Source organism: Trichococcus palustris (assembly GCF_900114465.1).
GTDB classification, from domain to species: Bacteria; Bacillota; Bacilli; order Lactobacillales; family Aerococcaceae; genus Trichococcus; species Trichococcus palustris.
The window spans coordinates 8480-9421 of sequence record NZ_FOTD01000037.1; the positions used below are offsets into that span (position 1 = coordinate 8480).

At 52.0% G+C, this 942-nt stretch carries 10 tRNA genes; all 10 read right to left on the reverse strand.

Going from position 1 to position 942, the window contains the following annotated elements:
• Window positions 1–2: 2 nt before the first annotated feature.
• Window positions 3–75 (reverse strand) — tRNA-Met (locus BM101_RS13375).
• 33 nt (window positions 76–108) lie between these two features.
• Window positions 109–182: transfer RNA gene (locus BM101_RS13380), tRNA-Ile, on the reverse strand.
• A 15-nt stretch (window positions 183–197) separates the two neighbouring features.
• A tRNA-Met gene (locus BM101_RS13385) sits at window positions 198–271 on the reverse strand.
• Window positions 272–286: 15 nt separating this feature from the next.
• Window positions 287–359, reverse strand: a tRNA-Ala gene (locus BM101_RS13390).
• 15 nt (window positions 360–374) lie between these two features.
• A tRNA-Pro gene (locus BM101_RS13395) sits at window positions 375–448 on the reverse strand.
• 10 nt (window positions 449–458) lie between these two features.
• A tRNA-Arg gene (locus BM101_RS13400) sits at window positions 459–532 on the reverse strand.
• Window positions 533–539: 7 nt separating this feature from the next.
• Window positions 540–625: transfer RNA gene (locus tag BM101_RS13405), tRNA-Leu, on the reverse strand.
• Window positions 626–672: 47 nt separating this feature from the next.
• Window positions 673–744 (reverse strand) — tRNA-Gly (locus BM101_RS13410).
• A gap of 4 nt (window positions 745–748) precedes the next feature.
• A tRNA-Thr gene (locus BM101_RS13415) sits at window positions 749–824 on the reverse strand.
• Window positions 825–835: 11 nt separating this feature from the next.
• Window positions 836–917 (reverse strand) — tRNA-Leu (locus tag BM101_RS13420).
• Window positions 918–942: the final 25 nt, after the last annotated feature.

Here is a 942-nt window from a genome sequence, read left to right on the forward strand (position 1 = left end):
AATTGCGGGGACAGGACTTGAACCTGTGACCTTCGGGTTATGAGCCCGACGAGCTGCCAACTGCTCCACCCCGCGATAATGAAAAGGTAACGACTGATCTGAAATTCATGGACCTTGCAGGACTCGAACCTGCGACCGGACGGTTATGAGCCGTCTGCTCTAACCAACTGAGCTAAAGGTCCAGGTCAAACATTACATAGCGGCGAAGGGGGTCGAACCCATGACCTCCCGGGTATGAACCGGACGCTCTAGCCATCTGAGCTACACCGCCAAAAAATTTAAAAAATGGAGCCTAGCGGGATCGAACCGCTGACCTCCTGCGTGCAAGGCAGGCGCTCTCCCAGCTGAGCTAAGGCCCCATAAAAATAGTACAATCGGGAAGACAGGATTCGAACCTGCGACCCCTTGGTCCCAAACCAAGTGCTCTACCAAGCTGAGCTACTTCCCGTACTTGTGAATGCACCCAGCAGGAGTCGAACCTGCAACCGCTTGATTCGTAGTCAAGTACTCTATCCAATTGAGCTATGAGTGCGAAATGATGCCGAGAATCGGGATCGAACCGATACGGTGATCACTCACCGCAGGATTTTAAGTCCTGTGCGTCTGCCAGTTCCGCCACCCCGGCAGCTATTTTCGTGAAACTTTCATAAGAACTGGCATGTATCTTATGAAAGCGGAAGACGGGGTTCGAACCCGCGACCCCCACCTTGGCAAGGTGATGTTCTACCACTGAACTACTTCCGCTAAATGGTGCCGGCTAAAGGATTCGAACCCTCGACCCTCTGATTACAAATCAGATGCTCTACCAACTGAGCTAAGCCGGCTTGATAAAAAGTGCGGGTGAAGGGACTTGAACCCCCACGCCTTGCGGCGCTAGATCCTAAATCTAGTGCGTCTGCCAATTCCGCCACACCCGCGTATGAAATTAATATCCTTAAAAAA